The following is a 24,010-nucleotide window of genomic DNA, read 5'->3' on the forward strand; positions in this document are numbered from 1 at the left end:
TTCTGGTCAACTTGTGTCAACTCTGGTCTGCGCATCGGGCTCACCCGATGCGCATGAATAGGGGTGCGGTGCGTCAGCCGCGTCCGACGTAAGGCATGTGGCTCGCCATGACGGTCATGGTCAGCACATTGGCATCGAGCGGCAGCGATGCCATGTGGCGCACGGCGTTTGCGACATGGCGTGCATCCATCATCGGTTCCGGTGCTGTCGTGCCATTGGCTTGCAGCACACCGCGCGTCATGCGCTCGGACAACTCCGTCAATGCGTTGCCGATGTCGATCTGGCTGGCGACGATGTTGAACGCGCGGCCATCGAGCGCCAGCGCCTTGGTGATGCCGCTCACGGCGTGCTTGCTTGCGGTGTAGGGTGACGTGAACGGACGCGGCACATGGGCCGAGATCGATCCGTTGTTGATGATGCGGCCACCTTGTGGCGATTGCCGGCGCATCAGGCCGAACGCGGCGCGTGCGCACAGGAAGACGCCGGTGACGTTGGTGTCGATGACGCTGAACCATTTTTCCAGCGGCAGTTCGTCGATGGGCACGGCGGGTGCGTTGACACCGGCGTTGTTGAACACCATGTCGAGCCGTCCGAATTCGCGTTCGATGGTGTCGAACAGTGCCTGCACGCTCTCGGGATTCGTGACATCGGCGGGCACAGCCATGGCGGTCTGGCCGCGCGTGGCGGCATCGGCCACCAGTGCCTGCAGCGGTTCCGCGCGACGGCCCGCCAATACCACGGTCCATCCATCGTCGAGCAGGGCCAGCGCGGTGAGCTTGCCAACGCCGCTTCCGGCGCCGGTAACGAGTGCGATCTTGCGAGGGGTGTTCAAGGGTGTCTCCTGTATTTGTTCTGGATGTTCTGCAAGGTTGTCAGTGGCCCACCGTCATCGACAGGTCGCCGATACCTGCCACGCAGGCGGTGATCACGTCGCCGGGTTCCAGCGCGGCCACGCCCGATGGCGTACCCGTGAAGATCAGATCGCCGGGCATCAACGTCACGGAGCGCGACAGCATTGCCACGAGTTCGGGTATCGGGAACAGCAGTCCCGACACATCGCCGCGCTGACGCTCCACGCCATTGACCGCGAGCCGGATCGTCCGCTCGCGCGGATGGCCGCAGACGGCGGCAGGCACGATGGGGGTGCAGGGCGCCGAAGCATCGAATGCCTTCGAAGGCTCCCATGGGCCGCCAACTTGCTTGGCTTCGAGCTGCAGGTCGCGCCGCGTCATGTCGAGCCCCACGGCGTAGCCCCAGATATGGCGGGCTTCCACGTGCGAAGGATCGATGTCGCGTCCGCCCTCGCCAATCGCGACGACAAGTTCCACCTCGTGGCAGAACGATGTCGTCTCGGGCGGATAGGGCAGCGTGCCTTGCGCGGGCACGATGGCCGTGGCCGGTTTCATGAACCACGCAGGCATTGCCGTGGGTGCGGGTTCGTCGGGCTGCCAGCGGTAGTTGCGGCCGATGCAAAAGACGCGCGCCAGCGGAAAGCGCGCAGTGCTATCGGCCACGGGAAGCCAGGGCTGTGCGGCGGGCGGAAACACGAAGTCGGTCATGTTGATGTGTGCCGTGCGCGTCAACGTATCAAGTGGTCAGGCTCATGGCCGGACGCTCGCCCGCAAGCGCCTGCGCCACGCTGTCGAGCACCATCTGCGCCATGGCGCCGCGTGTTTCCCACGTGGCGCTGGCGCGGTGCGCCTGCAGCGTGGTGCGGTCGGAGTCGCGCAGCGTCTGCGGTACGCGCGGTTCGTCCACGAACACATCGAGACCGGCACCGGCGATGCGGCCACCTTCGATGGCTGCCACCAGATCGGTTTCATTGACCAGTCGTCCACGTGCCACGTTGACGAGGAAGCCTTGCGGACCCAGTGCATCGAGCACGGCGGCATCGACGATGCCTTCGGCCTTGTCGGCGGCAGCGCATAGTACGAGTGCGTCGCTGGCACGCGCCAGCTCGCGCAGGTCGGCCACGAATTCGTACGAGAGATCGTCCATGCGACGCAGGTCGGTGTAGCGGATCGGGCAGCCAAAGGCTGCAGCGCGTGTGGCCACTGCACGGCCCACACGCCCCATGCCGACGATGCCGATGTTCATGCCGCTGAAGCGGCGCGCCAACGGAATCGCGCTCGGTTGAGGATGCAGTTCCCACTGACCGTCGCGCACGAATCGATCGCCCGCTGCGATGTTGCGGCACGCGGCAATCAGCAGGCCGATGGCCAGATCGGCCACGTCCTCGGTCAGCGCGCCCAATGTGGCAGTCACCGGCAGACCGCGCTCGCGGCAGTACGCCAGGTCCACCGCATCGGTGCCCACGCCGTTGACCGCCACCACCTTCAGGGCAGGCAATTGTTCGAGCATGGCCCGCTGGATACCCGTATGGCCGCCCGTGATCACGGCTTCGACGGCGCTGCCATGCTCGCGCAGCCACGCTGCCTGATCGGCGATCTCGAAAAACTTGTGGACGGTATAGCGCGCGGCCAGTTGTTCGTTGGCGGCCGGGATGAGGATGGGATTGAGCTGCAGTACCTGGGGCTTCATGTCTCTCTCGTGTGGATCGTGGCGTCTTGCACGTTGAGGGACATAGTAGTGATGACTTGATTTATGACGCAATATTGATCTATAAAATCAACATAACTTTTTTTTGGCGAGTGATGGGATGAGTTCCTGGATTTCGATGGATGAGGTATGCAGCCGCCTGGGTGTGCGCCCGCAGACCATCTATGCGTATGTGAGTCGCGGCAAGCTCGAAGTGATGTCCGATCCATCTGATTCCCGCCGCAGCCTGTATCGTGCGGAGGATGTGGCGGGGCTCGCCAGGCGCAAGCAGGCGGGCCGCAAGCACGAGACGCTGGCAACCAATACGCTGTTTGGCGCGGAGCCGAGCATTCCCACCTCAATATCGACCTTCCTGCGTGAGCGGCTCTACTACCGGGGGCAGGATGCAGTGGCGCTGGCAAAGACGGCCAGCGTGGAAGAGGCGGCGCAACTGTTGTGGAGCGCGGGGCAGCCCGTGGATTTCTCGTGCGGGGATCGCGTCACTACGCCGGGACGCGTCGCTGCGTTCACGATGCTCGCGGGCCTCGCCGCGACGGGACATTCGACCCATGGCCGCATGACGCGGGTGCTGCATCAGGAGGCGCAGGGTCTGGTGGGGAAGATCGCCAATGCATTCGGCGCGGCAAAGGTCGCGCAGCCGCTGCATCTGCGATTCGCGCAAGGCTGGAAGCAACCGGCGAAAGTGGCCGAACTCCTGCGGACGGCCATGGTGCTGCTCGTCGATCACGAACTGACGAGTTCAGCGTTTGCATCGCGCATCGCGGCGTCTACGGGTGCCTCGCTCCCGGCGTGCTTGTTGTCGGGCATGACCACGCTGTCGGGGCCGCTGCACGGCGATGCCTCAGGGCGGGTCAAGGCATTGTTCGACGAGGTGGAGCGGCAGGGCGAGGATCACGTGATCGCGCATCACCTGTCCACCGGCGTACCACTGGCCGGCTTCGGCCATCACCTCTATCCGGATGGCGATCCACGCGCCACGGCGTTACTGGCGATGATCGATTTGCCTGAAAACATTGCGCGCTTTATCGAGAAAGCCAGCGGCCTGACGGGCCTGCAACCCAATATCGACGTGGCACTGGCCGCGCTGGTCACGCACTACGGATTACCGGATGACGCGGCGTTCGCACTGTTTGCCACGGCGCGAAGCGTGGGGCTGCTGGCACATAGCCTGGAACAGTTGGGCGTGGCGCAGGTGATACGACCGAGAGGACGGTATGTGGGGGTGATGCCGGAGCGGTGAATGAGTAATGCGAGGAGGGGGTTTTGCTCCCCTCTCCCACTTCATGGGAGAGGGGAGCAAACCTGCAGCGGGGGCAAGCCTGCAGGTTCGCGCTATCAATAACTCGCCGTCAACCCCAGCCTGAAACTACGCGGCGCACCATAAAACGCCGAGCCGGTGCTGGTGTAGTAGTTCTTGTCGAACAGGTTGTACAGGTTCAGCGTGACGGCCACCTTCTTGGTGATCGGATAGCGCGCCATCAGGTCGACGATGGAGTAGCTGCCTTGCGTGAATCGCACCTTCTGCGGGCCCTGGTTGTTGGCGTAGATGCTGCTCTGCCAGCGCAGGCCGCCACCCACCGTCAGGCCATTGCCGATGGCGGCGATGCGGTAGGTGGTGAACAGCTTGAACGAGTCTTGCGGAATCGTGGTGTTCAGCGGTGCGCCGTCGCGGTCTGACGAGATGTTGCGCGTGAAGCCGGCGGACGCTTGCCAGTCGGTGGCAAGGCGGCCCGACAGTTCCAACTCATAGCCCTTGGTCTTGGCGCCCGATGCCCCGTAATAGGCTTGCGAGCCGTCCGGTGCCAGCACGCCCGGCAATGCCACGGCCAGGTTGTCCTGCTTGACCAGGTACGCGGCGGCGCTGGCGTTCAGTGCGCCGTCGAAGAAGCTGGCCTTCGTGCCGACTTCGTAGCCATTGCCGACGAGCGGATCGAGGAAGCCGCCGTTGACGTCGCGGTTCGACTGCGGCTTGAAGATGCTCGTGTAGCTGGCGTAGGCGGAGAAGTTCTTGTTGAAGTCGTAGACGATACCTACGTACGGCGTGATCTTGCCGCGCTCGGAGCGGTTGCTGTTTTCCGACGGCGAGCCGTCGAGGTACGACTGGGTCGTATCGTTCTTCCACGAAGTGATCCGCGTACCCAGCAGCACCGACAGCGAATCGGTCGGACGCAGACGCGCCGTGGCGTAGGCGCTGGCCGTCTGTTCGAAGAAGTCATAGGTGCCCTGGCGCGGGTTGTACGGAGCGGCCGGGTCCGTGCCATTCCACGTATAGATGTTCGGTACCGCGCTGCTCCAGTCATCGAAGAACCACGCGCCGAACGTCGGCGCAGCAAACACGGTACGCGCCAGCGTCGTCCCCACCACCAGTTCATGCGTGCGGCCGAACAACTGGAACGGACCCGTGGCGTAGAGGTCGAGCGAGGTCTGTTCGGGTTTGCCCATCCAGCGCGACGCCCACAGGTTGACACCGGAGCCCGTGGCGCGGTCCGGATAGCCGCCGGCTGCGTAGCCGAGCACTTCGTCAAAGGTGTTGCGGTCGTGGCTCAGCGTGCCCTTGATACGCCACCCATTCGTGAAGCGATGTTCGAGCGAGCCAAAGAACGTCTGGTTCGAGCGGTACGAGTAAGCCCAGTCCGCAGCAGCCGATTTGGAGCGTGCCCAGTTGGTCGTGCCGCCATCGGCAAAGAACAGCGGCAGTCCGGAGCGTGCGTGGCCGGTCAGGTCGAAGCTCTGCCAGGAGAAGCCCACTGTGGCCAGCGTGCGCGGTGTCAGGTCGGCTTCCACTACGCCATAGAAAATTTCGCGACGTTCGTGCAGGCGCTCGATATAGCTGTTGTTCTCCTGATACGCGGCAACAAATCGGCCGCGTACGGAGCCGGACTTGTTCAGCGGCGTGGAGACGTCGGCCTCGGCGCGGCGGTAGTCCCATGATCCGCCTTCCACCGAAGCGGATGCTTCGAATGTCGACGTGGGCTTCTTGCGTACGAGGTTGATGGTAGCGGCGGGCGAGCCCAGGCCGTTCATCAGTCCCGTGGCGCCGCGCACCACTTCCACGTGATCGTAGATGGCCATGTCGGCCGACTGGAACAGCGAGTTGTAGTTGCTGTTCAGTTGCGGCACGCCATCGATCTGATAGTTCTCGACGGCAAAGCCGCGCGAATAAATGGCGCTCGAATCCGAACCCAGGTTGCCGCTCTGGTTGATGGTCAGGCCGGGCGTTTGCGCGACCACATCGGCCAGTTGCGTGAGGCCCTGGTCCTGCATCTGCTGGCTGGTGATGATGCTGATGGACTGCGGCGTTTCGCGCGGCGAGAGACCGAGCCGCGTAGCGGTGCTGGAATAGTCGCTGGTGTAGGAGCCGGTGCCCTCGGTCACGCCGTCGCGTAATCCCGCCGCGCTGACCGTCACGGGCGCGAGCATCACGCCACCTTCGCCGGACCCCGCACCCGCACTGGCATCCACGGCACCGCTTGCGGCTTCCGTGCGGCGCAGGCGATAGCCGCCGCTGGCGCCATGCACGGCCTCCAGTCGATGTCCAGCCAGCAACGCGGACAAACCGGCATCGACGGAATAGCTGCCCTGCAGCCCGCCGCTTTGCAGGCCCTGCGTGAGCGCGGGATCGACAGCGATCAGGATGCCGGCTTCCCGGCCGAAGCGTGTCAGCGTCTTGTCCAGCGGACCCGCCTCGATGGCGTACGAACGGGCGCTCGGCTGGGCGTCCTGGGCCATTGCCACGGCGGGCAGGAGCGCCGCGCCGCCAACGGGCATGGCCAGCAATGCCGCCTGCAAGGCGCGCACGATCGGCTTGCGGGCAAATCCGTGGCCGGGAAGTCGATGAAGCATGGTGCAGTGTTCCTCTGTGTTTGGGTGTCGGCGACCTGCGTGGCTCCGCAGAGAGGTCGCTATGTACTTGACCCGCGAATCGAAGAAACCTGCCGAAGAAAATGAAAAATTCTTGAACGCCGCCTAGCGCGGCAGCACCGTGACCCAATACCGCGTCACCGAACGCGTGCGCACGGGCAACGCTTCCTGCAGCAGCGCGAGCACTGCGTCGGTATCCTGCAGCGGAAACGCGCCCGATACCGTGAGGTCGGACAGCGCGGGATCGCAGCGCAAGATGCCACGGCGATAGCGTCCCAGTTCGGCGATAAAGCGCGGCAATGGCATGTCGCTGGCGACGATCATGTCGTCGAGCCATGCGGCGTTGGCGGGATCGAACGCTGCCGGAGGCTCCACGGCAGTCGCCGTGAAGCGCGTCTGCTGACCGGCTGGCAGGCGCAGCGTGATGCCACCGAGTTTGGGCGATATGGCTACCGCACCTTCGGTCACGGCCACCAGCACGGGATTGTCGTGCGACTGGCCCGCGTCCTGGTTGACATCGCGCACCGTGAAGCGGGTGCCAAGCGGCGCGATGCGGCCGAGCCGGGTGGCCACTTCGAACGGACGCCCACGCGGATCGTGCGCAGTGACGATTTCGATCTCGCCTTCGCGCAGCACAAGCTGGCGCTGCGTGGCGCTGAAGCGGACATCGATTGCGGTGGCGGTGTTGAGCGTCACGCGTGTGCCATCCGCCAACGTGACAGTGCGCTGTTCCCCGGCGCGCGTAGCGTGATCGGCGGTCATCTGGCCGAACGGCAGCGGGTCTGCCACTATCCACGCCCCGGCACCCGTCAACGTCAGCGTGCCGAGTCCGGCCAGCGCCTTCATGGCCTGACGGCGCGAGGCCTGGTTCTTTACAGTGTCCAGTGTCTGGCGTGCCATCTCAGGCGGTACGTGCCGAAGTCCGCTGCGAAGCTGCTCACCCATGCCTGACATGCGTTGCCACGCAAGTTCGTGCGCCGGATCGGCTTCGCGCCAGCGCGCGCAAGCGGCTTCATCGTCTGCGGAGGCTTCGCCCGACTGCAGTACGGCCATCCAGTGCGAGGCCTGGGCGATAACGGTGGGGGCGGGTGCGTTCATCCGCTCAGCCGTACACCGCGTGATAGCAGTGTTCGAATGCCTTGCCCATCGCCTTCTGCACCACGTTGACCGTGACGTCGAGCACTTCGGCAATTTCGCGATAGGTCATGCCATCGAGTTGCGACATCAGGAAGGCGTCGCGCGTGCGCGCCGGCAACTGGTCGAGCACGCAACTCACGGCGGTCAGCGCTTCGAGGACCAGCGCACGGGTCTCGGGGGATGGGGCAGTGGCTTCCGGTTGCAGCGCCAGCGCATCCAGGTAGGCACGTTCGAGCGCGAGCCGCCGGAAATGATGGGCGGCCAGGCGGCTCGATACGGTAGTCAGATAGGCGCGCGGTTCGCGCAGCGCCGAGGCATCGTTCGCGAGCAGCAGACGCGCGAAGGTGTCCTGCGCGAGATCTGCCGCATTGTCCACATTGCCGAGCTTGCGCCAGAGCATGTTCACCAGCCAGCTGTGGTGATTGCGGTAGATCGATGTGAAAGCATGCCCCGCGGATGCGGCGCTGAGGTCAGCCAAGGCCATGGCGCACGTAACGATACCGGCGTCAGGCGCCTGTCGTAATTGAGAATTATTTGCATTCTAATTCCATCGTTCCGATGCCACAAGCGCCGTGCAGCCGGTGTCGTAAGCAGGTGACAGACGCCATGTTTGTCTTGTTGCTTCAGACCGGACGCTGCCATCCGCCGCCAAGTGCCTTGTACAGCAGCACGGATGCCTGCAGCGCGGACAGACGCAACGTTGCAGCGGCATCCTCGGCATCGTGCAGCGTGCGCTGGGTGTCGAGCAGCGTCAGCAAGGTTTCGGCTCCGGCGCGGTAGCGATGCTCGGCCAGCACGAACGCGCGCTGTGCCTGCCTCAGTTCCTCGTCCTGCTTCTCGCGCTGTGCGGCGACCCCGTCGATCGTATTGAGCGCCAGTTCCACGTCGGCCGTGGCGGCGACGATGGCACCCCGGTAATCGGCGAGCAGTTCCTCGCGGCGAGCTTCGGCCCGATCCTTGCCCGCCGACAGCCGGCCGGCGTTGAAGATCGGCGCGAGCAGGCCAGCGGCGAGTGCGTAGGCCGGCTGGTCGAACATCATGCGCGGACGATCCGCAGAACCGGACGCGCTGGCCGTCAATGTCAGGCGCGGCAACATCAGCGCACGGGCCACGGCGATATCGGCCTGCGCCGAGGCCAGCCGTGCTTCGGCAGCCGCCAGGTCGGGACGGCGAGCCATCAAGGTGACAGGCAGGTCCGGCGAGACGAGCGGCGCGCGCAGACCATTCAGCGATGCGGTTTGCATCTCGATCTGCGTGACGGGACGGCCCAGCAGCGTGGCCAGTGCCACGAGGCTGTCGTTGGCGCGCTGCCGCAACAGCGCTTCCGAACGCGCCTGACGCGCCACGAAGCCACGCTGCTGCGCGAGTTCGAGCAACGTGGCTTGTCCCGCAGCGCGGCGCGCTTCGACGATACCGAGCACACGCTGCGCGTTTTCCGTCAGACGCTGGGCGATCACCACGCGTTCGCGCAGGCTCGCGGTTTGCAGCCATGCCAGTGCCACTTCACTGGTCAGCGCCAGATGCGTGGCGTCGCGGTCGAAGCCGCTGGCACGCCATGTTTCCAGCGCGGCAGTGCGACCCGCGCGCACGCCGCCCCAGAGATCCACTTCATAGCTGGCCGCCAGCCCCAGCCGGAAATCATTGGACGTGGTGCCCACGGCATCGGAGCGATAGTAGTTGCGGCCGGCATCGGCATTGGCATTGAGCTCCGGCCACAGCGGCGCGGCAGCGATGACCACGCCCGCGCGTGCCTGTCGCAGGCGCGCTTCGGCGGCGGCGAGTCCGGGATTGTCGGCCAGGGCCTGCTGCACAAAGCCATCGAGTTCAGGGCTGCCGAGCGATTGCCACCACGCGGCGCTGAGTGCATCGCGTCCGCCTGCCGCACCAAAGCGCCAGGCGTCAGGCAGGGTGACGGGTAGCGGAGCAGGATCGGCAGCCTGCGTGGCACAGCCCGATACTGCCGAGAGGAGCGCGGCCATTGCCGCCGTCTTGCGCAGGAACATCATCATCAATCTTCAATCGCTGTTGAGTGCCTGCACGGGGTCCAACCGTGCGGCATTGCGGGCCGGCATGTAGCCAAACAGGAGTCCCGTGGCCACGGCGCAGCCGAACGCGCCGAGGATGGCCGTCAGGGAAAGGATGGCCGGAATGCCCGCCAGTCGTAGCGCGATGCCGACCAGTGTGCCGCCCACCACGCCGACCACGCCACCGATGACGGAGACCACCACGGCCTCGGTCATGAACTGGCGCAGGATGTCGCGCTGGCGCGCACCGGTGGCCATGCGGATGCCAATCTCGCGCGTGCGTTCGCGCACCGTCATCAGCATCACGTTCATGACGCCGATGCCGCCAACGAGCAGCGAGATCGCGGCGATCAGTCCGAGCATCATCGTCATCGTGCGTTCGGTCTCCGCGCTGGCGCGGATCGATTCCGCACGGTTATAGACGCGCACATCGCGCTGGCCGCGCTGCACGGCCATGGCGTCGATGATCGCGTCTTCGGTCTGCTTGGCAAGCTGGAGCTTGCGAATGGCCACGGCCACCCACGTGGGATATGGCGTGCCGAAGATGCGCGCGCTGGCCGTGGAATAGGGCACCACCACGCGGTCGTCCTCGTCGGCGTTGCCAGCCAGCGCGCCTTTCTCCTGCAGCACGCCAATGACCTGGAAGGGCACGCTGTCCAGCAGGATGGTCTGGCCTACCGGATCGGTGCCGTCCTCGAACAGCGCTGTGCGTACGCGCTTGCCGATGATTGCCACCTTGGCCAGCGTGCGTTCGTCTTCGTCATCGAAGAACACGCCTGCGGCCAGGGGCCAGTCAAGTGCGGCCTCGAACTGCGTGGTCACGCCGCCCACCTCGGTGCGATGGTCGATATTGCCGCGACGCGCGATGGCGAAGCCTTCGAGATACGGCATGGCGATATCGACATTCGGTATCTCGCGCATGGTCTCCACATCGGCCAGCGACAGTGGCCCGGTGCGGTCGCGGCTCGTGGCCGGTGTGGCCGCCACGTACATCTTGTTGGCGCCGAACACCGCCATTTTCTTCATGACCTGGAACTGCGAACCGCTACCCACCGCCAGCATCACGATCACGGACGCCACGCCGATGATGATGCCGAGCAGCGTCAGGCCCGTGCGGAACGGGTTGATCCATAGCACGCGCCACGCCGCGCGCAGGGCTTCGTGCAGGTCGCCTACCAACCCGGTAAAGCGCGTATCGGGATGGTTCGATGCGCCGAATAGCGGCGGCCATGCATCGGCCGCGCGTGCAGCGGTGTCGGCCACGGGCGCGGGGCCGGTGTCCGCGATGATCTCGCCGTCGCGGATTTCGATCACGCGGCGCGCCCGCGCGGCGATTTCGCGGTCGTGCGTGATCAGGATGACGGTGTGGCCGGCATCGGCCAACTCCACGAGCAACTGCATCACCTCGGCACTGCTGTGCGAGTCGAGTGCGCCCGTTGGCTCGTCGGCCAGGATGATGCGGCCGCCGTTCATCAGCGCGCGGGCAATCGACACCCGCTGTTGCTGTCCGCCAGATAACTGGCCCGGACGATGATCGAGCCGCTGTCCCAGCCCGAGCCGGGCGAGCAGCGCCGTGGCGCGGGCCTCGCGTTCGGATGCGGGCGTTCCTGCGTAGAGCGCGGGAATTTCCACGTTTTCGCGTGCGGATTCCGTCGCGATCAGGTGATAGCCCTGGAACACGAAGCCGAATGCCTCGCGCCGCAACCACGCAAGCTGGTCCGCGTCGAGTGCAGCCACATCGCGGCCAGCTACCTGATATGTGCCGGAAGAAGGACGGTCCAGCGCGCCGAGCAGATGCATCAGCGTGGACTTGCCCGAGCCGGAGCTGCCGACAATGGCGACGAACTCGCCGGCATGGATATCGAGCGACACGCCGCGCAGCACTTCGGTGGCCGGCGCGCCATCGTGCCCGCCATAGTGCTTGCGCAGGCCGCGCAGCGACAGCAGGGGCGTGGAATCGGTATCGGTCACAGATTCGGTCACAGGCGGAACCCCGGCATGTCGTCGTCGGGCTGGCGCTCGCGTACCACGACCTTGTCGCCTTCGCGAAGGCCATCAATGACCTGCCCGTTCAGGCGATCGCGCACGCCCACGCGCACGGTGCGCTCCTGTGTGCGTCCGCTGGCATCCATGACGCGCGCGGTGAAGGTGTCTTCCTTGCCGGTGACAGGACGCAGCGCCACCATCGGCGCCACGGGCACGTCGCGCGCTTCGTTGACGACGAACGATACCTGCGCAGTCATCTGCGGCATCAGCGCGTCGTCGGCATTGTCCACATCGAACAGGGCCGTGTAGAGCACCACCTTGCTGGCCGGCGTGGCGGGTTGCGAGGTCTGCGTGGAAGCGGCCGGTGTGGCGGTGAGCGGCGGGGCGGGCAACACTTGGCGCACCGTGCTTTCCCATTTGCGCGTGCTGGCGCCCAGCGTGTTGAATCGTGCGCGCATGCCGGGCCGCACGCGGCGCACATCGGCCTCGGAGACCTCGGTCCAGACGGTCATCGTGGACAGATCCGCCACGCGCAGCAGCGTGGGTGTCTGATAGGTGGCGTTGAGGGTCTGGCCGAGACGCGCTTCCAGCGTGACCACCGTGCCCGACATCGGCGCGTAGATGCGCGTATAGCCCAGCCGCGCAATGTCGCCGTTCAGCGTGGATTGTGTCTGCTCGATCTGCGCGCGCAGGCGGTCGATGCGTGCGGCGGTGGCGCGCATATTGGCCGTGGCGGTCTGCACGTCTTCCTCGCGCGTGGCGTCGTGGCTGGCCAGGCTGCGCTGGCGCGTATCCTGCTGCGTGGCCAGCCAGTGCAGCGCCTGCTGTTCTGCGAGTTGTGCCTTGAGTCCTGCAAGCTCGGCGCGGCCTGCATCCACCGTGGCGCGCGGCACGCTGGGATCGATCTCGGCCAGCAACTGGCCTTTCTTGACCTGATCGCCCACCTTGACGTGCAGTTGCGTGATCTGGCCGGAGACCTGCGCGCCCACATCGACATAACTCAGCGGATGCAGCGTGCCGATGGCGGTGACGCTTTGCGTGACGGTGCCCTTGGCGATGGTGGCGGTGTCGTAGCTGGTGCGTTGGCCGTTCTGCCACCACGCGAGCGCGCCGGCCGCTGCCAGCAACAATGCCGCGCCGAAGGCAAGGCGGACGGTCTTACGGGAGGTTCTGATGTTCTGCATGATGGGTAGCTCAGGCGGCAAGTTCGGGCAGCAAGTTCGGACAGGAAGTTCAGGCGGCAAGCAGCCATCCGCCACAGCCCAGCGCCGCCGCCACGGCGCCAGTGAGCGGAACCAGGCGCGGCGTCCACGTGAGTAGCGAGGTAGCGGCGAGCGCGCCGAGGGACACGCTGCTCACCCATACGATGATCCCGATGCTCAGGCCCCATCCCTGCACGCAGGGCACCAGCAGCGCGGCAAGACAGGCCCACGCGGCCAGACGCAGACCGCGCACGGTGGTGTCGGACGCAGGCTGCCCATATACGCGCTCGAAATGGCGGTCCATGGCCAGCGCGAAGCAGATCGTGCCGGCCACGGCGCCACCGAGTACGCTGACGATGTGAAGGGTATTGGCGCTCATCGGCGGCCTCCGGTGGCGAGACGAGGTGCGGACGCGCCCGTACCGAGGCGATGGCGCAGATACGTGGCGGTCCACAGCAGCGCTGCGCCGCATGCCAGCGCACCGAGTTCCACGCCCGCAGCGCGCCAGTCGCCGTGATAGAGATAGCGTCCGAGGTGCCACGGCGTGGTGATCGCGTTCAGTACGGGCAAGGCCACGCAGAGCAGGCCCGCGCCGCCTAGCTGGAGCCGCCACGCGCGCGCGGGCGGCGTGACCGCTGCATGGAGCGCGGCGGCCAGCCAGATCGCGAAGAACGCGCCGATCTCCCATTCGTGGCGCTCGTCGAGCGATACCGGCAGAAGACGGTTGGCCCACAGGAAGCCGATGCACGCGATGCACAGGCTGGCCACGGCGGCCACGTTCAGGCGATCGATGGCGTCGTAGACGCGTGCGCTGTGGCGGCCGAATTCTTCGAGTTTGCGATTGCGCCGCTTGACCGAGAACAGCAGCAGGCCGGTGGCCATCACGCCCGCACCCGCCAGGCCGCTCAGGAAGTAGAGCCAGTCCACCATCGTGCCGCCGAAGCGCGCCAGATGCAGCGATCGCAGTACGGAGCCGGCGATCAGCGGCGCTGGCGCGTCGCCGTTGCCCACCATCTCGTCGTCGAATTCGGCGGAGCGGAAGGCGCCGGTGGCGGCGTCGTAGTGATAGTGGCGCGCGGCGGCAAAGTCGATGCCGTCGTAGTGGTAGGGGCCGCTGAACTCCACTTCGGCATTGGCATGGCCCGGGTGCGTGATCGATACGCGCTCGATGCTGTCGTTGCCCTGGCTGTCACGCGAGAGCCTGGCTTGCGCGTCCGCGAACATCGCCGGCAGATTCGGCAGCGCACCTGTCCGCGTGCCTGCGGATCTTGACGCGGCTTCTCGGAAGTGCGCGCCACCCATTTCGTCGAACAGGGCGCGCTGGTCGGTATAGAACATGCGCACGCCGGCCGGCATCGTGTCTGGCCACCAGATGATCAGGCCCGTGTACGAGATCACGAACAGGAAGGGCAGCACCAGCACGCCTAGCGCGTTATGGGCGTCGAGCCACGAACGCTGCCCCTTGCGCGGCCGGAACGTGAAGAAGTCCGCAAAGAAGCGCTTGTGCGTGACGATGCCGCTGACCAGCGCCACGAGCAGCGCCATCGTGAAGAAGGCGACGATCCAGACGCCCACCATGCCGCTGTGCAGCTCGTAGTGGAAGGTGATGAAGTGGCGTCCGCCTGCCGTATCCCGGGCGGGCGGCAACAGTGCGCCCGACTCCGGGTCCATGCGGATCTCGGGGCCACGCTGGCCATCGTAGTGCAGGTGAACGGCGTAGTCCTCGTCGCCCGGCAACTCGATCTGCCAGTGCCCGGCATCGGCGGCGTTGAGTGCCAACAGGCGCTGGGCATTGGCCAGCGCGCGCGGGATATCGACGGCAGGGCGTGCCACCGTCTGGCGCTCGGGCTGCATCCAGTGCGTGATCGGTTCGTAGAACACGCTCAGGGCGCCGGTCAGGAATACGGCGAACAGCAGCCAGCCCATCCAGAGTCCGACCCACGTATGCAGCCACGCCATGCGCTGGCGGAAGCCGCCGGTCATGCCAGCCCCCGCGCGATCCAGGCCACGGCGGCAACAGCCAGCACCAATACCGATGGGGCCAGCACGCCGAACCAGGCGCCGCGCGTGGTGCGGGCGGCGAAGGCCCAGATCACCGCTGCGGTGTAGATAGCGTAGCTCGACAAGCTCGACGCCATCACGGCACTGGCGCGTTGGCCGGGTAGCAGCGCGGCGGAGGCAACGATAATCGACGAAGCCAGCAGATAGCCGCCGAATACAGCGGAAAATAGTCTGGAAATGACAGGGAACGCAGGGTTGGACGTCATCGCGGGAGTCAGGCGGCACCCGTCGATATGACGGGTCTCACCTTACATGACCCGCGAGATGGCGAAACCTGCCAACCGTTCTTGAAAAAAGTGGTGCCCGGCGCGCTCGGTGCGGTGTTCCTTCATTCCAGATTCAGCGCGTCCGGGTAACATTCGCGCTGACATAGATATCGGGGCCAACGTCCGTATCGATCCCGCACCCATGAAAATCCTTATCGTTGAAGACGACCCCATGCTTGGCGACGGCCTCCAGCGTGGGCTGAAGCTGATCGGGCATGCCGTGGACTGGTTCCGCACGGGTGCGGAAGCGGACAGTGCCATGGCGGTGATGCACTACGACGCGGTGGTGCTGGACCTCGGCCTGCCGGACGACGATGGCGTGGCGCTGCTGACACGCTGGCGCCGCCAGGGGCGCCTGACGCCGGTGCTGGTGCTGACGGCGCGTGACGCCGTGGCGAGCCGCATCGGCGGGCTGGACGCCGGCGCTGACGACTACCTGATCAAGCCGGTGGCGCTCGACGAACTGGCGGCACGCTTACGCGCGGTGAGCCGTCGGACGGCAGGAATGCCCGAGCCGGTCTGGAGCCATGGTCCGCTCGAATATCATCCGGCCGCGCGGCTGGCGCTCTGGCACGGCAAGTCGGTGGACCTGACGAGCCGGGAGTCTGAACTGCTGGAAATCCTGCTGAGTCATCCGAATCGTGTGCTGACCCGGGATTTCCTGCGCGACAAGCTCTATGCGTGGGACAAAGGTACGGAGAGCAATACGCTCGAAGTGCATATCCATCATCTGCGCCGCAAGATCCATCCGGCCATCGTCCGCACGCTGCGCGGCGCAGGCTACACGCTGGGCGCGCCCGATACGCTTGACGCGCCGCCAGCGGACCTTGCCGAGGGAGGCAAGACATGACGCTGCAGCGCCGGCTGATACTGGCCGTGCTGGCGGCGGTGGCCTTTGCATGGCTGCTGACGAGCGCGCTGGTCTACCTGAGTGCCCACGAAGAAATCAACGAGTTGTACGACACCGCCATGGTGCGCATGGCCCAGCAGATGCAGGCGGTACTGCCGTTGATGAACGCCAACGCGAAATCGCCGCTGCCATCGAGCGGGCCGCAACCAGGCGATACGGATCTTGGCGATCTGGGCGACGCGGGGCTGGGCGACCTCGCCATTGCCGCATGGCGCCCGGGCGGCGAAGCCCTGCACATCGATCCCGATGGCGACCGACTGCCCCGCATGCCCGCGATTCACGGTTTCACCAACATGACGATCGATGGAGCGAAGTGGCGCCTGTATTACCTCGACGATCCCGCTGCCGGCTGGCGGGTGTGCGTGGGGCAGATCGTGGCCGAGCGCAACGAGCTGGTGGTGTCCTATGTGCAGGCGCAGGCCCTGCCATGGCTGTTCGGTCTGCCGCTGCTGACCACGCTGCTGGTCTGGGCGATCCGGCGCATGTTGCGTCCCCTCCTGGCGCTCTCCCACGCCATTGCCGCACGCACGCCGGGCGATCCCACGCCGATGTCGCTGGAGGGTGCGCCCCCCGAATTGACGCCATTGGTCCGCGCGATGAACACGCTGCTGGAGCGGGTTTCCACGCTGCTCGAACATGAGCGCCGCCTGACCGCCGATGCCGCGCACGAGATGCGCACACCGCTGGCCGCGCTGAAGGCACAGTGGGAGGTGGCGCGCCGCTCGCCCGATACGGAAGAACGCGCGCGCGCTGCGGTCAATGTGGAAGTCGGCATCGAGCGGCTGAGCCATCTGGTGTCGCAGTTGCTCACCATGAGCCGGCTGGAGGACGAGGAACCGCTGGCTGCGGGCGAAGCCGTGGATTGGCAGCAGATTTCGCAGCAGGTTTTCAGCGATTGCCTGCAGCTCTCCGACCGGCGCCATGTCGATATGGAAATCCTGTGGCCCGCGGATGGCGGCAAGCCGCTGGAAATCTGCGGCGATCCGGTGCTGCTGGGTACGATGCTGCGCAACCTGCTTGACAACGCGCTGCGCTACAGCCCGTGCGGGTCCGTGGTGACGCTGGCCTTCGGGACCGACCATATCGAGGTGGCGGACCACGGCCCGGGCGTGGCGCCCGAACATCTGGAGCGTCTCGGCAGCCGATTCTTCCGGGCTGCTGGCCAGCAAGAGCAGGGCAGCGGGCTGGGTATTTCGATTGCCCGGCGCGTGGCCTATCTGCATGGGCTGACTGTCGAACTGTCGAACCGGCCGGCTGCGGCGGGCACCGGGCTGGTGGTGCGCATACGCCGGCTACTCCCGGAAGCCACGTGACCGCTGTGCCTCCGGGCCGGTGGGTGCTCTCGGTTTCCGTCAGTCCGGCTTGATACCCGCGCGTGCCACGATCGGCTTCCAGCGCTGCTGCTCTGCGGCAATGAATCGGGCGAATTCCTCGGGTGTACTGCCCACCACCAGCGCCGCGTCGGCGCCCAGGCGCTCCACGGAAGACGGGCTCCTGACCGCCTTGATCGTGGCTTCGGCGAGCTTGGCGGCAGCCGGTTGCGGCAGCGTCGCGGGCGCCATCAGTCCATACCATTGCGTCATTTCAAAGCCGGGATACCCTTGCTCGGCCACGGTGGGCACGTCCGGCAGTTGCGGGATGCGCTGGGCCGTGCCCGTGGCGATGCATCGCACCTTGCCCGTCTTGATGAACTGGAGAATGGCCGGTGCACCGATGGCGGCGGCATCGAGCCGGCCCGAGAGCAGGTCGGTGATCTGCGGACCGCTGCCGCGATACGGCACGTGCGTGATAAACGTGCCCGTGGTTGCTTTCAGGTATTCGAACGCCAGGTGCCCGGCGCTGCCATTGCCCGCGGAGCCGTAGTTCAACTTGCCCGGCTTGCTCTTGGCGAGCGCGACGAACTCCTTGAGGTTTTTGGCCGGCACGTCCGGATGTACCACATACAGGCTTGGCACCTTCGACAGCAGCGAGATGGGCCGGAAATCCTTGACCGGGTCATAGGGCAGCTTCGGAAAAATGTACGGATTGACGGCGAGCGTGCCGATATGGCCGAGGATCAGCGTGTGGTTGTCATCGGCGCGCGCCACCTCGCCCATGGCGATATTGCCCGCGCCGCCCGGCTTGTTCTCGACGAACACGGACACGCCAAGCAGCTTGGTCAGTTCTGCGGCCGTGGAGCGCGCCACGATCTCGGAACTGCCACCCGGTGCAAACGGCACGACGAAACGGATGGTCTTGGACGGCCACGCCTGCGCGCGGACCAGGGACGGGGCGAGGGCGCTGGCGCCAAAGGCGGCGAGCAGCGACAGCGCGTGCCGGCGATCGGACTGGAAATTGGACATGGTTGCTCTGCCAGGTTGTCTTACTCGGGTTTGACGTTGCCGTCCTTGATGACCTTCGCCCATTTCCGGGTCTGTGCGTCGATGAAGCGCGCGGCTTCGGCCGGAGGCGCGGCCACCACCTCTCCGCCGAGTTCGGCGACACGCTGCTTGATTTCCGGGCTGCCCATGACCTTGTGGAGCGCATCCGAGAGCTTCGCCACCACGGCATCGGGCGTGGCGCTGGGCAGGAACGCGGCGTTCCATTCGTAGACTTCGTAGCCGGCCACGCCGGCCTCCTGCATGGTCGGCACGGACGGCAGCGCGCTGGTGCGCGTGTCGCTGGTCACCGCGAGCGGGCGCAGTTTCCCGGCCTTGATGTGTTGCAGGCTCGACGCCACGTTGGCAAAGAACAGCGGTACCTGGCCCGCGATCACGTCGGTCATCGCGGGACCGCCACCCTTGTACGGCACGTGTAGCAGATCCACGTTGGCGCGCTGCTCGAACAGCACGCCGGAAAGGTGCTGCGCCGATCCATTGCCCGACGATGCATACGCCACGGTGCCGGGTTTCTGCCGGGCCAGTGCGAGCACTTCCTTCACGCTGCTCGCGGGAAACGAGGGGTTGGCGACCAGCACGTTGGGATAGCGCGCGAGCACGCCTATCGCGCGGAATGCCTTGGCCGGATCGTAGGGCAGGCGCGGATAGAGGCTCGGATTCACGGCATAGGACGACGCATCGACCATCAGCGTGTAGCCATCGGGCGCCGCCTTGGCTACGTAGGACGCGCCGATCTGGCCGCCCGCGCCGGGACGGTTCTCCACCACCACGGTCTGTCCCAGTTCGCGTCCCAGCGCAGGGGCGATCAGGCGCGCCATCAGGTCCGCGCCACCGCCGGGTGGGTAAGTCACCACGATGGTGATGGGGCGCGCTGGCCATGGTGCGTCGGCGGCATGCAGCGGGGCAGCAGGCAGCGCCAGGCATGCGCCGCTGGCGAGCGCGAGGTGGGTGAAGTAACGCATGGTGTCTCCGTCGTGTTTTATGGATTGCGGTGGGCGGTGGGCGGTGGGCGGTGGGCGGTGGGCGGTGGCGCGTCAGCGGATATCGGCCGTGTAGCGGAACGCGTAGGCGTCGCCACGGGTGAGCCGGTACTCGACGCATTGGCCCTGGATGTCATAGGCCTGCCGGGTCACGAGCGCGCAGGGGTGGCCGTCGGGCAAGGCGAGCGATGCGGCCTCTTCGGCGTCGAGCGGGCGGAACGTCACCTCGTCCATCGCGCGATGCACGGTGATGCCGCATTGCTGCCACAACAGCGGATAGAGCAGATCGCCCCAATCCGAGACGGGCAGGTCCTGCAAGGGGGCGCAACGCGGCAGCGGCAGCCAGATGGATTCGATCAGGCGCGGTTGCTCCGCCACCCAGCGGCGACGCGAGATGGCCAGGCCACGTGCACCGGTCTCCAGCCCGAAGCGGCCGGCCATGGTCTTGTCGAGGCGCACCGCGCGGCACGACAGGATTTCCGAACGCGGGATGGCGGCGGATGCCGTTTCGGCTTCGCTGCGGAAACGGAAGAAGCGCATCATGCTCGCGCCACTGAGCCCCGTGCGCACGAAGGTGCCCTTGCCCTGCAAGCGTTCGAGCAGGCCCTCCTGCACCAGCACGGCAATCGCTTGGCGAATGGTGCCGAGCGCGATGCCGAACTCGGTGGCCAGCGCACTTTCCGCAGGAATGGCCGCGCCGGGCATCCATTCGCCCGAGACGATCTTCTGCTGTAGCCGGGCAGCAATCTGCCCATAGCGGCTTAATCCGGGGGCAGGGGTGGCAAGGTCTGGCATAAGGTTGGCGTTGTGAAGTCTGGAGCGTCCGTGTTAGATTCGACTCCTATAGAGGACTAGAGTACCCGGATGGGCCGTCGATGCCATATCAGGGCTTACCCGCACAGGAGATTTCCCCGTGTCCGAGACGAAAGACGCCACGCTGCTGGTCGATTGCCATTTCCATGTGTTCGATGCCGGCATAGCCGTGGCCGGCGCGCGCTATCGCCCACCCTATGGCGCCACGCTGGAGGGCTGGCAGGTGGCGATGGGGGGGCATGGCGACCTGCATGGAGTGGTGGTGCAGACCAGTTTCCTCGGCACGGACAACGGCGCGTTGCTTGCGGCGCTGCGCAGCATGCCGGAGCGGTTGCGAGGCGTGGCGGTGGTCGATCCCGGCATTGAAGACACGCAACTGGCCGTGCTCGACGAGGCCGGTGTGCGGGGCATCCGCCTGAACCTGTACGGTGACGATGGCTGGCGACGCATCGCGACTGCGCCGTGGCGCGCGTTGTTCGGCCGGATTCACGAACTCGGCTGGCATGTGGAAATCCATACGGGCAATGGCGAGGGTGCCGCCGTGTTGTCCGCGCTCGATGCTGCATTGGGCGCGACGCGCGTACCGGTGGTGCTCGACCACTTTGGCCGGCCCGGTCCGGCGGGCGCGGATGACCCTGTGTTCGACGTGGCGGCTGACGTGCGCACGCGCCGCGCGCTGTGGGTCAAGATCAGCGCGCCCTATCGACTGGCGGATGTGCAAGGCTGGCCGATGCTGATCGGGCGATGGGCCGAGGTGGCCGGGACCAATCGTCTGCTATGGGGCAGCGACTGGCCGTGGACCAACCACGAAGCGCCGGCCCGCGCCGACGAATGCCGCGCCGTACTGGCGTGGATCGCCGCGCAGCCTGAACTGGCCGACGCACTGCGCTGGCGCAACGCCGCCGCCCTCTATGGATTTGACGGAATTGCCGGATTTGCACGGCGTGGGGACGCGCAGCGCCTATAATGCACCGGCTCCCCGATTCCCCTTCGCGCCATGCCTGATTTGCCGGTTTCTCCCATTCGCCATGATGGCGCCATCGTCATCGGTGGTGGCCCGGCTGGCCTCATGGCGGCCGAGATGCTCGCCGCGCAGGGCGTGTCGGTGGAGGTGTACGACGCCATGCCATCGGTGGGGCGCAAGTTCCTGATGGCAGGCCGGGGCGGGATGAACATCACGCACGCCGAGGCTGCCGACGCCTTTCTTGGCCGCTACGGTGCACGCGTGGACCGGATCGCGCCGCTGCTGGAGACTTTCGGCGCCGACAAGCTGCGCGCCTGGGTGCATGACCTTGGCATCGACACCTTCGTCGGCAGTTCCGGGCGCGTGTTCCCCACCGACATGAAAGCAGCGCCGCTGCTGCGCGCATGGCTGCATCGCCTGCGTGAAGCGGGCGTGGGCATTCATACGCGGCATCGCTGGATCGGGTTTGCGGATGCTGTCGATGGCTGGCACGTGCTGCGTTTTGCCAGCCGCGACGGCGAGATCGAAGTGCAGGCGCGCGCCGTGGTGCTCGCGCTGGGCGGCGGCAGTTGGGCCCGGCTCGGCTCCGATGGTGCATGGCTGCCGATGCTGGCCGCGCGTGGCGTGGATGTGGCACCGCTGCAGCCCGCCAACTGCGGCTTTGATATCGCGTGGTCCGAACTGCTCCGCACGCGGCATGCGGGCGAGCCGGTGAAGGCCGTGGCGATGGATGTGACGCTCGACGATGGTACGACGCTGCATCGGCAAGGCGAATTCGTGATCAGCGAATCGGGTATCGAAGGCAGTCTTGTCTACGCACTCTCCGCGCCGATCCGCGATCTCATCACGGCGCACGGTTCCGCCACCATCACGCTCGATCTCGCACCGGGACGATCCGCCGAGGCGGTAGCTGCCGAAGTGGCCCACCCGCGCGGATCGCGCTCGGTGTCGAGCCATCTGCAAAGCCGGCTGGGCATCACCGGCGTCAAGGCGAGCCTGCTGCGCGAGGTGCTGTCGAAAGAGGCCATGCACGATCCCGTGGCGCTGGCCGCAGCGATCAAGGCACTGCCGCTGCGCCTCGAGCGCGCACGGCCCATCGACGAAGTCATCAGCACGGCCGGCGGTGTTCGTTTCGAAGCGATGAACGACCAGTTGATGCTGACCGCGCTCCCCGGCGTGTTCTGCGCCGGAGAAATGCTCGATTGGGAAGCGCCGACTGGCGGCTACCTGCTGACTGCCTGCTTTGCGAGCGGGCGCGTGGCGGGGGCAGGGGCCGGACACTACCTTCGAGGGTGATGCCGACCCGCAGCCGTTAGCGCACCGGACGGAACGCTTTGCGCAATTCCTCAGCGAACAGTTGCGGCTGCTCCCATGCCGCGAAGTGGCCGCCCTTGCTCACCTGGTTGTAATAGTTGAGCGACGGGTAAGCCTGCTTGCTCCAGCTCTCCGGCGCCCGGTAGATTTCATGCGGGAAAACGGTGATGGCAACTGGCACCTTGATCTCGCGTGTCTTCTGCGCATCGGCGCTGAAATTGTTGTTGTTGTTCTCCCAATAGAAGCGTGACGACGCGGCGCCCGTGTTCGTGAGCCAGTACAGCGTGATGTCGTTCAGGATGGCATCGCGCGTCAGCACATTTTCCGGCACGCCATTGCTATCGCTCCAGGCGGCAATCTTTTCGTACGTGAACGATGCGAGGCCAGCCGGCGAGTCGGAGAGCGAATAGCCGATGGTCTGCGGACGCGTGACCATCATCGCGCCATACGCGGCGTTGCGGCCGAAGAACGTGCTCAGCGATTGGAAGGCGTCGCGCTCGGGTGCCGTCAGGCTAGCCGGCGCCGGATCGCCCGCGAGGATCGACTTCATCAGCGGTCCGGGCACGGTAGCCGGCATGTTCAGGTGAATTGCCAGCAGCCCCGGAGGCGCCAGACGCGCCAATGCATCGGAAACCACCGAGCCGTGATCGCCGCCCTGCGAGACGTAGCGCGTGTACTTGAGGCGCTTCATCAGCACGTCCCAGGCACGCGCGGTGCGATCCGGACCCCAGCCCAGTTCACGCGGAATGCCCGAGAAGCCGTAGCCCGGAATCGACGGGATGACCACATCGAACGCGTCTTCGGCTCGGCCACCATAGGCTGTCGGGTCCGTGAGCGGGCCGATCGTCTTGATGAACTCGAAGATGGAGCCGGGCCAGCCGTGCGTCAGGATCAGCGGCATGGCGTTGGGATGCTTCGAGCGGACGTGGATGAACTGGATATCCACGCCATCGATCCGCGTGACGAACTGGGGCAGTGCATTCAGTTGCGCCTCGGCCTTTCGCCAGTCGTAGTCCTTGCCCCAGTACTCCACGAGCGATTTGACCCGCGCAAGCTGGATACCCTGCGAATCGTCTGCAACGGTTTCCTGGTCAGGCCAGCGGGTGGCGGCGATGCGGCGGCGCAGATCGTCGAGCTGCGCTTGCGGGACATGAACCTTGAACGGGCGGATGCTTTCGTCGCCTGCCGCTACCTTGCTGGCGGGCGGCGTGGCCGAGTTGGCGGGCTCTGCCGCGTGAGCGTGCGGTGCGTGGGCAACCAGCGCCAGGCTGGCCAGTGCGGCGCTGACCGCGAGGGCAAAGCGAGTGGAAGACGTGCGAGGGATGCTGCGGATCGAGACGCGTGACATGGATGGGCTCCTTCCTGAACTGCGCGTTGTGTTGGTGTTGGTTTTCGACCGTTGGGATCGTTCACGAACTGTCGTGACGGACGGAGTCTAGGGAGCCAGTGGTTGTTGAACGTGTCGCGTTACGCACGATTTGAACCGCTGTGTATCTATCCGAGGCCGAGATACAGAGCGATACGGAAGTGCAATGGCAGGCGGTCGTTTCGCCAT

21 protein-coding genes are annotated in these 24,010 nt (G+C 66.0%); 5 read left to right on the forward strand and 16 right to left on the reverse strand.

The window, feature by feature from the left end; all coding sequences use genetic code 11:
• Nucleotides 1-73: 73 nt before the first annotated feature.
• The 3 genes from GA566_RS18315 to GA566_RS18325 are packed head-to-tail and all read right to left on the reverse strand — an operon-like array spanning nt 74 to nt 2,541.
• Entirely contained in the window at nt 74-832 is a 759-nt protein-coding gene (locus GA566_RS18315; protein ID WP_137923499.1) for an SDR family oxidoreductase, read from the reverse strand.
• Nucleotides 833-872: 40 nt separating this feature from the next.
• Nucleotides 873-1,559 (reverse strand): fumarylacetoacetate hydrolase family protein, encoded by a 687-nt coding sequence (locus GA566_RS18320; protein WP_160473610.1) that lies wholly within the window; start codon nt 1,557-1,559, stop codon nt 873-875.
• 28 nt (nt 1,560-1,587) lie between these two features.
• Nucleotides 1,588-2,541: a 2-hydroxyacid dehydrogenase gene (locus tag GA566_RS18325; RefSeq protein ID WP_160473611.1), complete on the reverse strand. Its 954-nt coding sequence runs from the start codon at nt 2,539-2,541 to the stop codon at nt 1,588-1,590.
• A 118-nt stretch (nt 2,542-2,659) separates the two neighbouring features.
• On the opposite strand from GA566_RS18325, the gene GA566_RS18330 reads away from it, so the two are divergent.
• Entirely contained in the window at nt 2,660-3,799 is a 1,140-nt protein-coding gene (locus GA566_RS18330) for a citrate/2-methylcitrate synthase (protein WP_160473612.1), read from the forward strand.
• Between the two features lie 95 nt (nt 3,800-3,894).
• On the opposite strand, the gene GA566_RS18335 is transcribed toward GA566_RS18330, so the two are convergent.
• The 9 genes from GA566_RS18335 to GA566_RS18375 all read right to left on the reverse strand — a co-directional run bounded on the left by GA566_RS18335 (nt 3,895) and on the right by GA566_RS18375 (nt 15,036).
• The gene (locus GA566_RS18335; RefSeq protein ID WP_160473613.1) at nt 3,895-6,402 is read right to left on the reverse strand and encodes a TonB-dependent receptor; all 2,508 of its coding nucleotides are present in this window, start codon (nt 6,400-6,402) and stop codon (nt 3,895-3,897) included.
• A 123-nt stretch (nt 6,403-6,525) separates the two neighbouring features.
• Nucleotides 6,526-7,518: a FecR domain-containing protein gene (locus GA566_RS18340; RefSeq protein ID WP_160473614.1), complete on the reverse strand. Its 993-nt coding sequence runs from the start codon at nt 7,516-7,518 to the stop codon at nt 6,526-6,528.
• 4 nt (nt 7,519-7,522) lie between these two features.
• Complete coding sequence (locus GA566_RS18345; RefSeq protein ID WP_160473615.1) at nt 7,523-8,041, reverse strand: sigma-70 family RNA polymerase sigma factor; 519 nt, start codon at nt 8,039-8,041, stop codon at nt 7,523-7,525.
• Between the two features lie 139 nt (nt 8,042-8,180).
• Nucleotides 8,181-9,566: an efflux transporter outer membrane subunit gene (locus tag GA566_RS18350; RefSeq protein WP_237380465.1), complete on the reverse strand. Its 1,386-nt coding sequence runs from the start codon at nt 9,564-9,566 to the stop codon at nt 8,181-8,183.
• Between the two features lie 6 nt (nt 9,567-9,572).
• On the reverse strand, nt 9,573-11,564 hold the full coding sequence (locus GA566_RS18355) for a MacB family efflux pump subunit (RefSeq protein ID WP_370459323.1): 1,992 nt from the start codon (nt 11,562-11,564) through the stop codon (nt 9,573-9,575).
• Nucleotides 11,561-12,751, reverse strand: a complete 1,191-nt coding sequence (locus tag GA566_RS18360) for an efflux RND transporter periplasmic adaptor subunit (RefSeq protein WP_160473616.1) — start codon at nt 12,749-12,751, stop codon at nt 11,561-11,563. The genes GA566_RS18355 and GA566_RS18360 overlap by 4 nt, the downstream gene beginning before the upstream one ends.
• 49 nt (nt 12,752-12,800) lie before the next feature.
• Nucleotides 12,801-13,148 (reverse strand): DUF3325 domain-containing protein, encoded by a 348-nt coding sequence (locus GA566_RS18365; RefSeq protein ID WP_160473617.1) that lies wholly within the window; start codon nt 13,146-13,148, stop codon nt 12,801-12,803.
• Nucleotides 13,145-14,752 (reverse strand): PepSY domain-containing protein, encoded by a 1,608-nt coding sequence (locus GA566_RS18370; RefSeq protein ID WP_160473618.1) that lies wholly within the window; start codon nt 14,750-14,752, stop codon nt 13,145-13,147. The genes GA566_RS18365 and GA566_RS18370 overlap by 4 nt, the downstream gene beginning before the upstream one ends.
• Nucleotides 14,749-15,036 carry a hypothetical protein gene (locus tag GA566_RS18375; RefSeq protein WP_137923489.1) on the reverse strand — a complete coding sequence of 96 codons (288 nt, stop codon included), beginning with the start codon at nt 15,034-15,036 and terminating at the stop codon, nt 14,749-14,751. Before GA566_RS18375 ends, GA566_RS18370 begins: the two co-directional genes overlap by 4 nt.
• A 202-nt stretch (nt 15,037-15,238) precedes the next feature.
• Here GA566_RS18375 and GA566_RS18380 point away from each other — a divergent pair, with 202 nt between their 5' ends.
• The gene (locus GA566_RS18380; protein ID WP_160473619.1) at nt 15,239-15,946 is read left to right on the forward strand and encodes a response regulator; all 708 of its coding nucleotides are present in this window, start codon (nt 15,239-15,241) and stop codon (nt 15,944-15,946) included.
• Complete coding sequence (locus GA566_RS18385) at nt 15,943-17,319, forward strand: ATP-binding protein (protein WP_160473620.1); 1,377 nt, start codon at nt 15,943-15,945, stop codon at nt 17,317-17,319. The genes GA566_RS18380 and GA566_RS18385 overlap by 4 nt, the downstream gene beginning before the upstream one ends.
• Before the next feature lie 39 nt (nt 17,320-17,358).
• Here GA566_RS18385 and GA566_RS18390 read toward each other — a convergent pair whose 3' ends face one another.
• The 3 genes from GA566_RS18390 to GA566_RS18400 all read right to left on the reverse strand — a co-directional run bounded on the left by GA566_RS18390 (nt 17,359) and on the right by GA566_RS18400 (nt 20,159).
• Nucleotides 17,359-18,348: a tripartite tricarboxylate transporter substrate binding protein gene (locus GA566_RS18390; RefSeq protein ID WP_160473621.1), complete on the reverse strand. Its 990-nt coding sequence runs from the start codon at nt 18,346-18,348 to the stop codon at nt 17,359-17,361.
• A 20-nt stretch (nt 18,349-18,368) separates the two neighbouring features.
• Nucleotides 18,369-19,346, reverse strand: coding sequence for a tripartite tricarboxylate transporter substrate binding protein (locus GA566_RS18395; RefSeq protein ID WP_137923485.1), 978 nt, complete (start codon nt 19,344-19,346; stop codon nt 18,369-18,371).
• Between the two features lie 72 nt (nt 19,347-19,418).
• Nucleotides 19,419-20,159 carry a GntR family transcriptional regulator gene (locus tag GA566_RS18400; RefSeq protein ID WP_160473622.1) on the reverse strand — a complete coding sequence of 247 codons (741 nt, stop codon included), beginning with the start codon at nt 20,157-20,159 and terminating at the stop codon, nt 19,419-19,421.
• 118 nt (nt 20,160-20,277) lie between these two features.
• Here GA566_RS18400 and GA566_RS18405 point away from each other — a divergent pair, with 118 nt between their 5' ends.
• Nucleotides 20,278-21,144: an amidohydrolase family protein gene (locus tag GA566_RS18405; RefSeq protein ID WP_160473623.1), complete on the forward strand. Its 867-nt coding sequence runs from the start codon at nt 20,278-20,280 to the stop codon at nt 21,142-21,144.
• Nucleotides 21,145-21,174: 30 nt separating this feature from the next.
• The gene (locus GA566_RS18410) at nt 21,175-22,437 is read left to right on the forward strand and encodes a TIGR03862 family flavoprotein (protein WP_160473624.1); all 1,263 of its coding nucleotides are present in this window, start codon (nt 21,175-21,177) and stop codon (nt 22,435-22,437) included.
• 16 nt (nt 22,438-22,453) lie between these two features.
• On the opposite strand, the gene GA566_RS18415 is transcribed toward GA566_RS18410, so the two are convergent.
• On the reverse strand, nt 22,454-23,803 hold the full coding sequence (locus tag GA566_RS18415; RefSeq protein ID WP_160473625.1) for an epoxide hydrolase family protein: 1,350 nt from the start codon (nt 23,801-23,803) through the stop codon (nt 22,454-22,456).
• Nucleotides 23,804-24,010 lie beyond the last annotated feature (207 nt).

The organism is Cupriavidus sp. SW-Y-13 (assembly GCF_009793345.1).
GTDB lineage: Bacteria > Pseudomonadota > Gammaproteobacteria > Burkholderiales > Burkholderiaceae > Cupriavidus.

Excerpts from the sequence above, each read along its gene's own strand:
- GA566_RS18390 (WP_160473621.1), bottom strand. The coding sequence starts at position 18,348 with ATGTCCAATTTCCAGTCCGATCGCCGGCACGCGCTGTCGCTGCTCGCC.
- GA566_RS18360 (WP_160473616.1), bottom strand. The coding sequence starts at position 12,751 with ATGCAGAACATCAGAACCTCCCGTAAGACCGTCCGCCTTGCCTTCGGC.
- GA566_RS18400 (WP_160473622.1), bottom strand. The coding sequence starts at position 20,159 with ATGCCAGACCTTGCCACCCCTGCCCCCGGATTAAGCCGCTATGGGCAG.
- GA566_RS18385 (WP_160473620.1), top strand. The coding sequence starts at position 15,943 with ATGACGCTGCAGCGCCGGCTGATACTGGCCGTGCTGGCGGCGGTGGCC.
- GA566_RS18340 (WP_160473614.1), bottom strand. The coding sequence starts at position 7,518 with ATGAACGCACCCGCCCCCACCGTTATCGCCCAGGCCTCGCACTGGATG.
- GA566_RS18365 (WP_160473617.1), bottom strand. The coding sequence starts at position 13,148 with ATGAGCGCCAATACCCTTCACATCGTCAGCGTACTCGGTGGCGCCGTG.
- GA566_RS18320 (WP_160473610.1), bottom strand. The coding sequence starts at position 1,559 with ATGACCGACTTCGTGTTTCCGCCCGCCGCACAGCCCTGGCTTCCCGTG.
- GA566_RS18410 (WP_160473624.1), top strand. The coding sequence starts at position 21,175 with ATGCCTGATTTGCCGGTTTCTCCCATTCGCCATGATGGCGCCATCGTC.
- GA566_RS18395 (WP_137923485.1), bottom strand. The coding sequence starts at position 19,346 with ATGCGTTACTTCACCCACCTCGCGCTCGCCAGCGGCGCATGCCTGGCG.
- GA566_RS18415 (WP_160473625.1), bottom strand. The coding sequence starts at position 23,803 with ATGTCACGCGTCTCGATCCGCAGCATCCCTCGCACGTCTTCCACTCGC.
- GA566_RS18380 (WP_160473619.1), top strand. The coding sequence starts at position 15,239 with ATGAAAATCCTTATCGTTGAAGACGACCCCATGCTTGGCGACGGCCTC.
- GA566_RS18325 (WP_160473611.1), bottom strand. The coding sequence starts at position 2,541 with ATGAAGCCCCAGGTACTGCAGCTCAATCCCATCCTCATCCCGGCCGCC.
- GA566_RS18335 (WP_160473613.1), bottom strand. The coding sequence starts at position 6,402 with ATGCTTCATCGACTTCCCGGCCACGGATTTGCCCGCAAGCCGATCGTG.
- GA566_RS18345 (WP_160473615.1), bottom strand. The coding sequence starts at position 8,041 with ATGGCCTTGGCTGACCTCAGCGCCGCATCCGCGGGGCATGCTTTCACA.
- GA566_RS18350 (WP_237380465.1), bottom strand. The coding sequence starts at position 9,566 with ATGATGATGTTCCTGCGCAAGACGGCGGCAATGGCCGCGCTCCTCTCG.
- GA566_RS18370 (WP_160473618.1), bottom strand. The coding sequence starts at position 14,752 with ATGACCGGCGGCTTCCGCCAGCGCATGGCGTGGCTGCATACGTGGGTC.
- GA566_RS18330 (WP_160473612.1), top strand. The coding sequence starts at position 2,660 with ATGAGTTCCTGGATTTCGATGGATGAGGTATGCAGCCGCCTGGGTGTG.
- GA566_RS18375 (WP_137923489.1), bottom strand. The coding sequence starts at position 15,036 with ATGACGTCCAACCCTGCGTTCCCTGTCATTTCCAGACTATTTTCCGCT.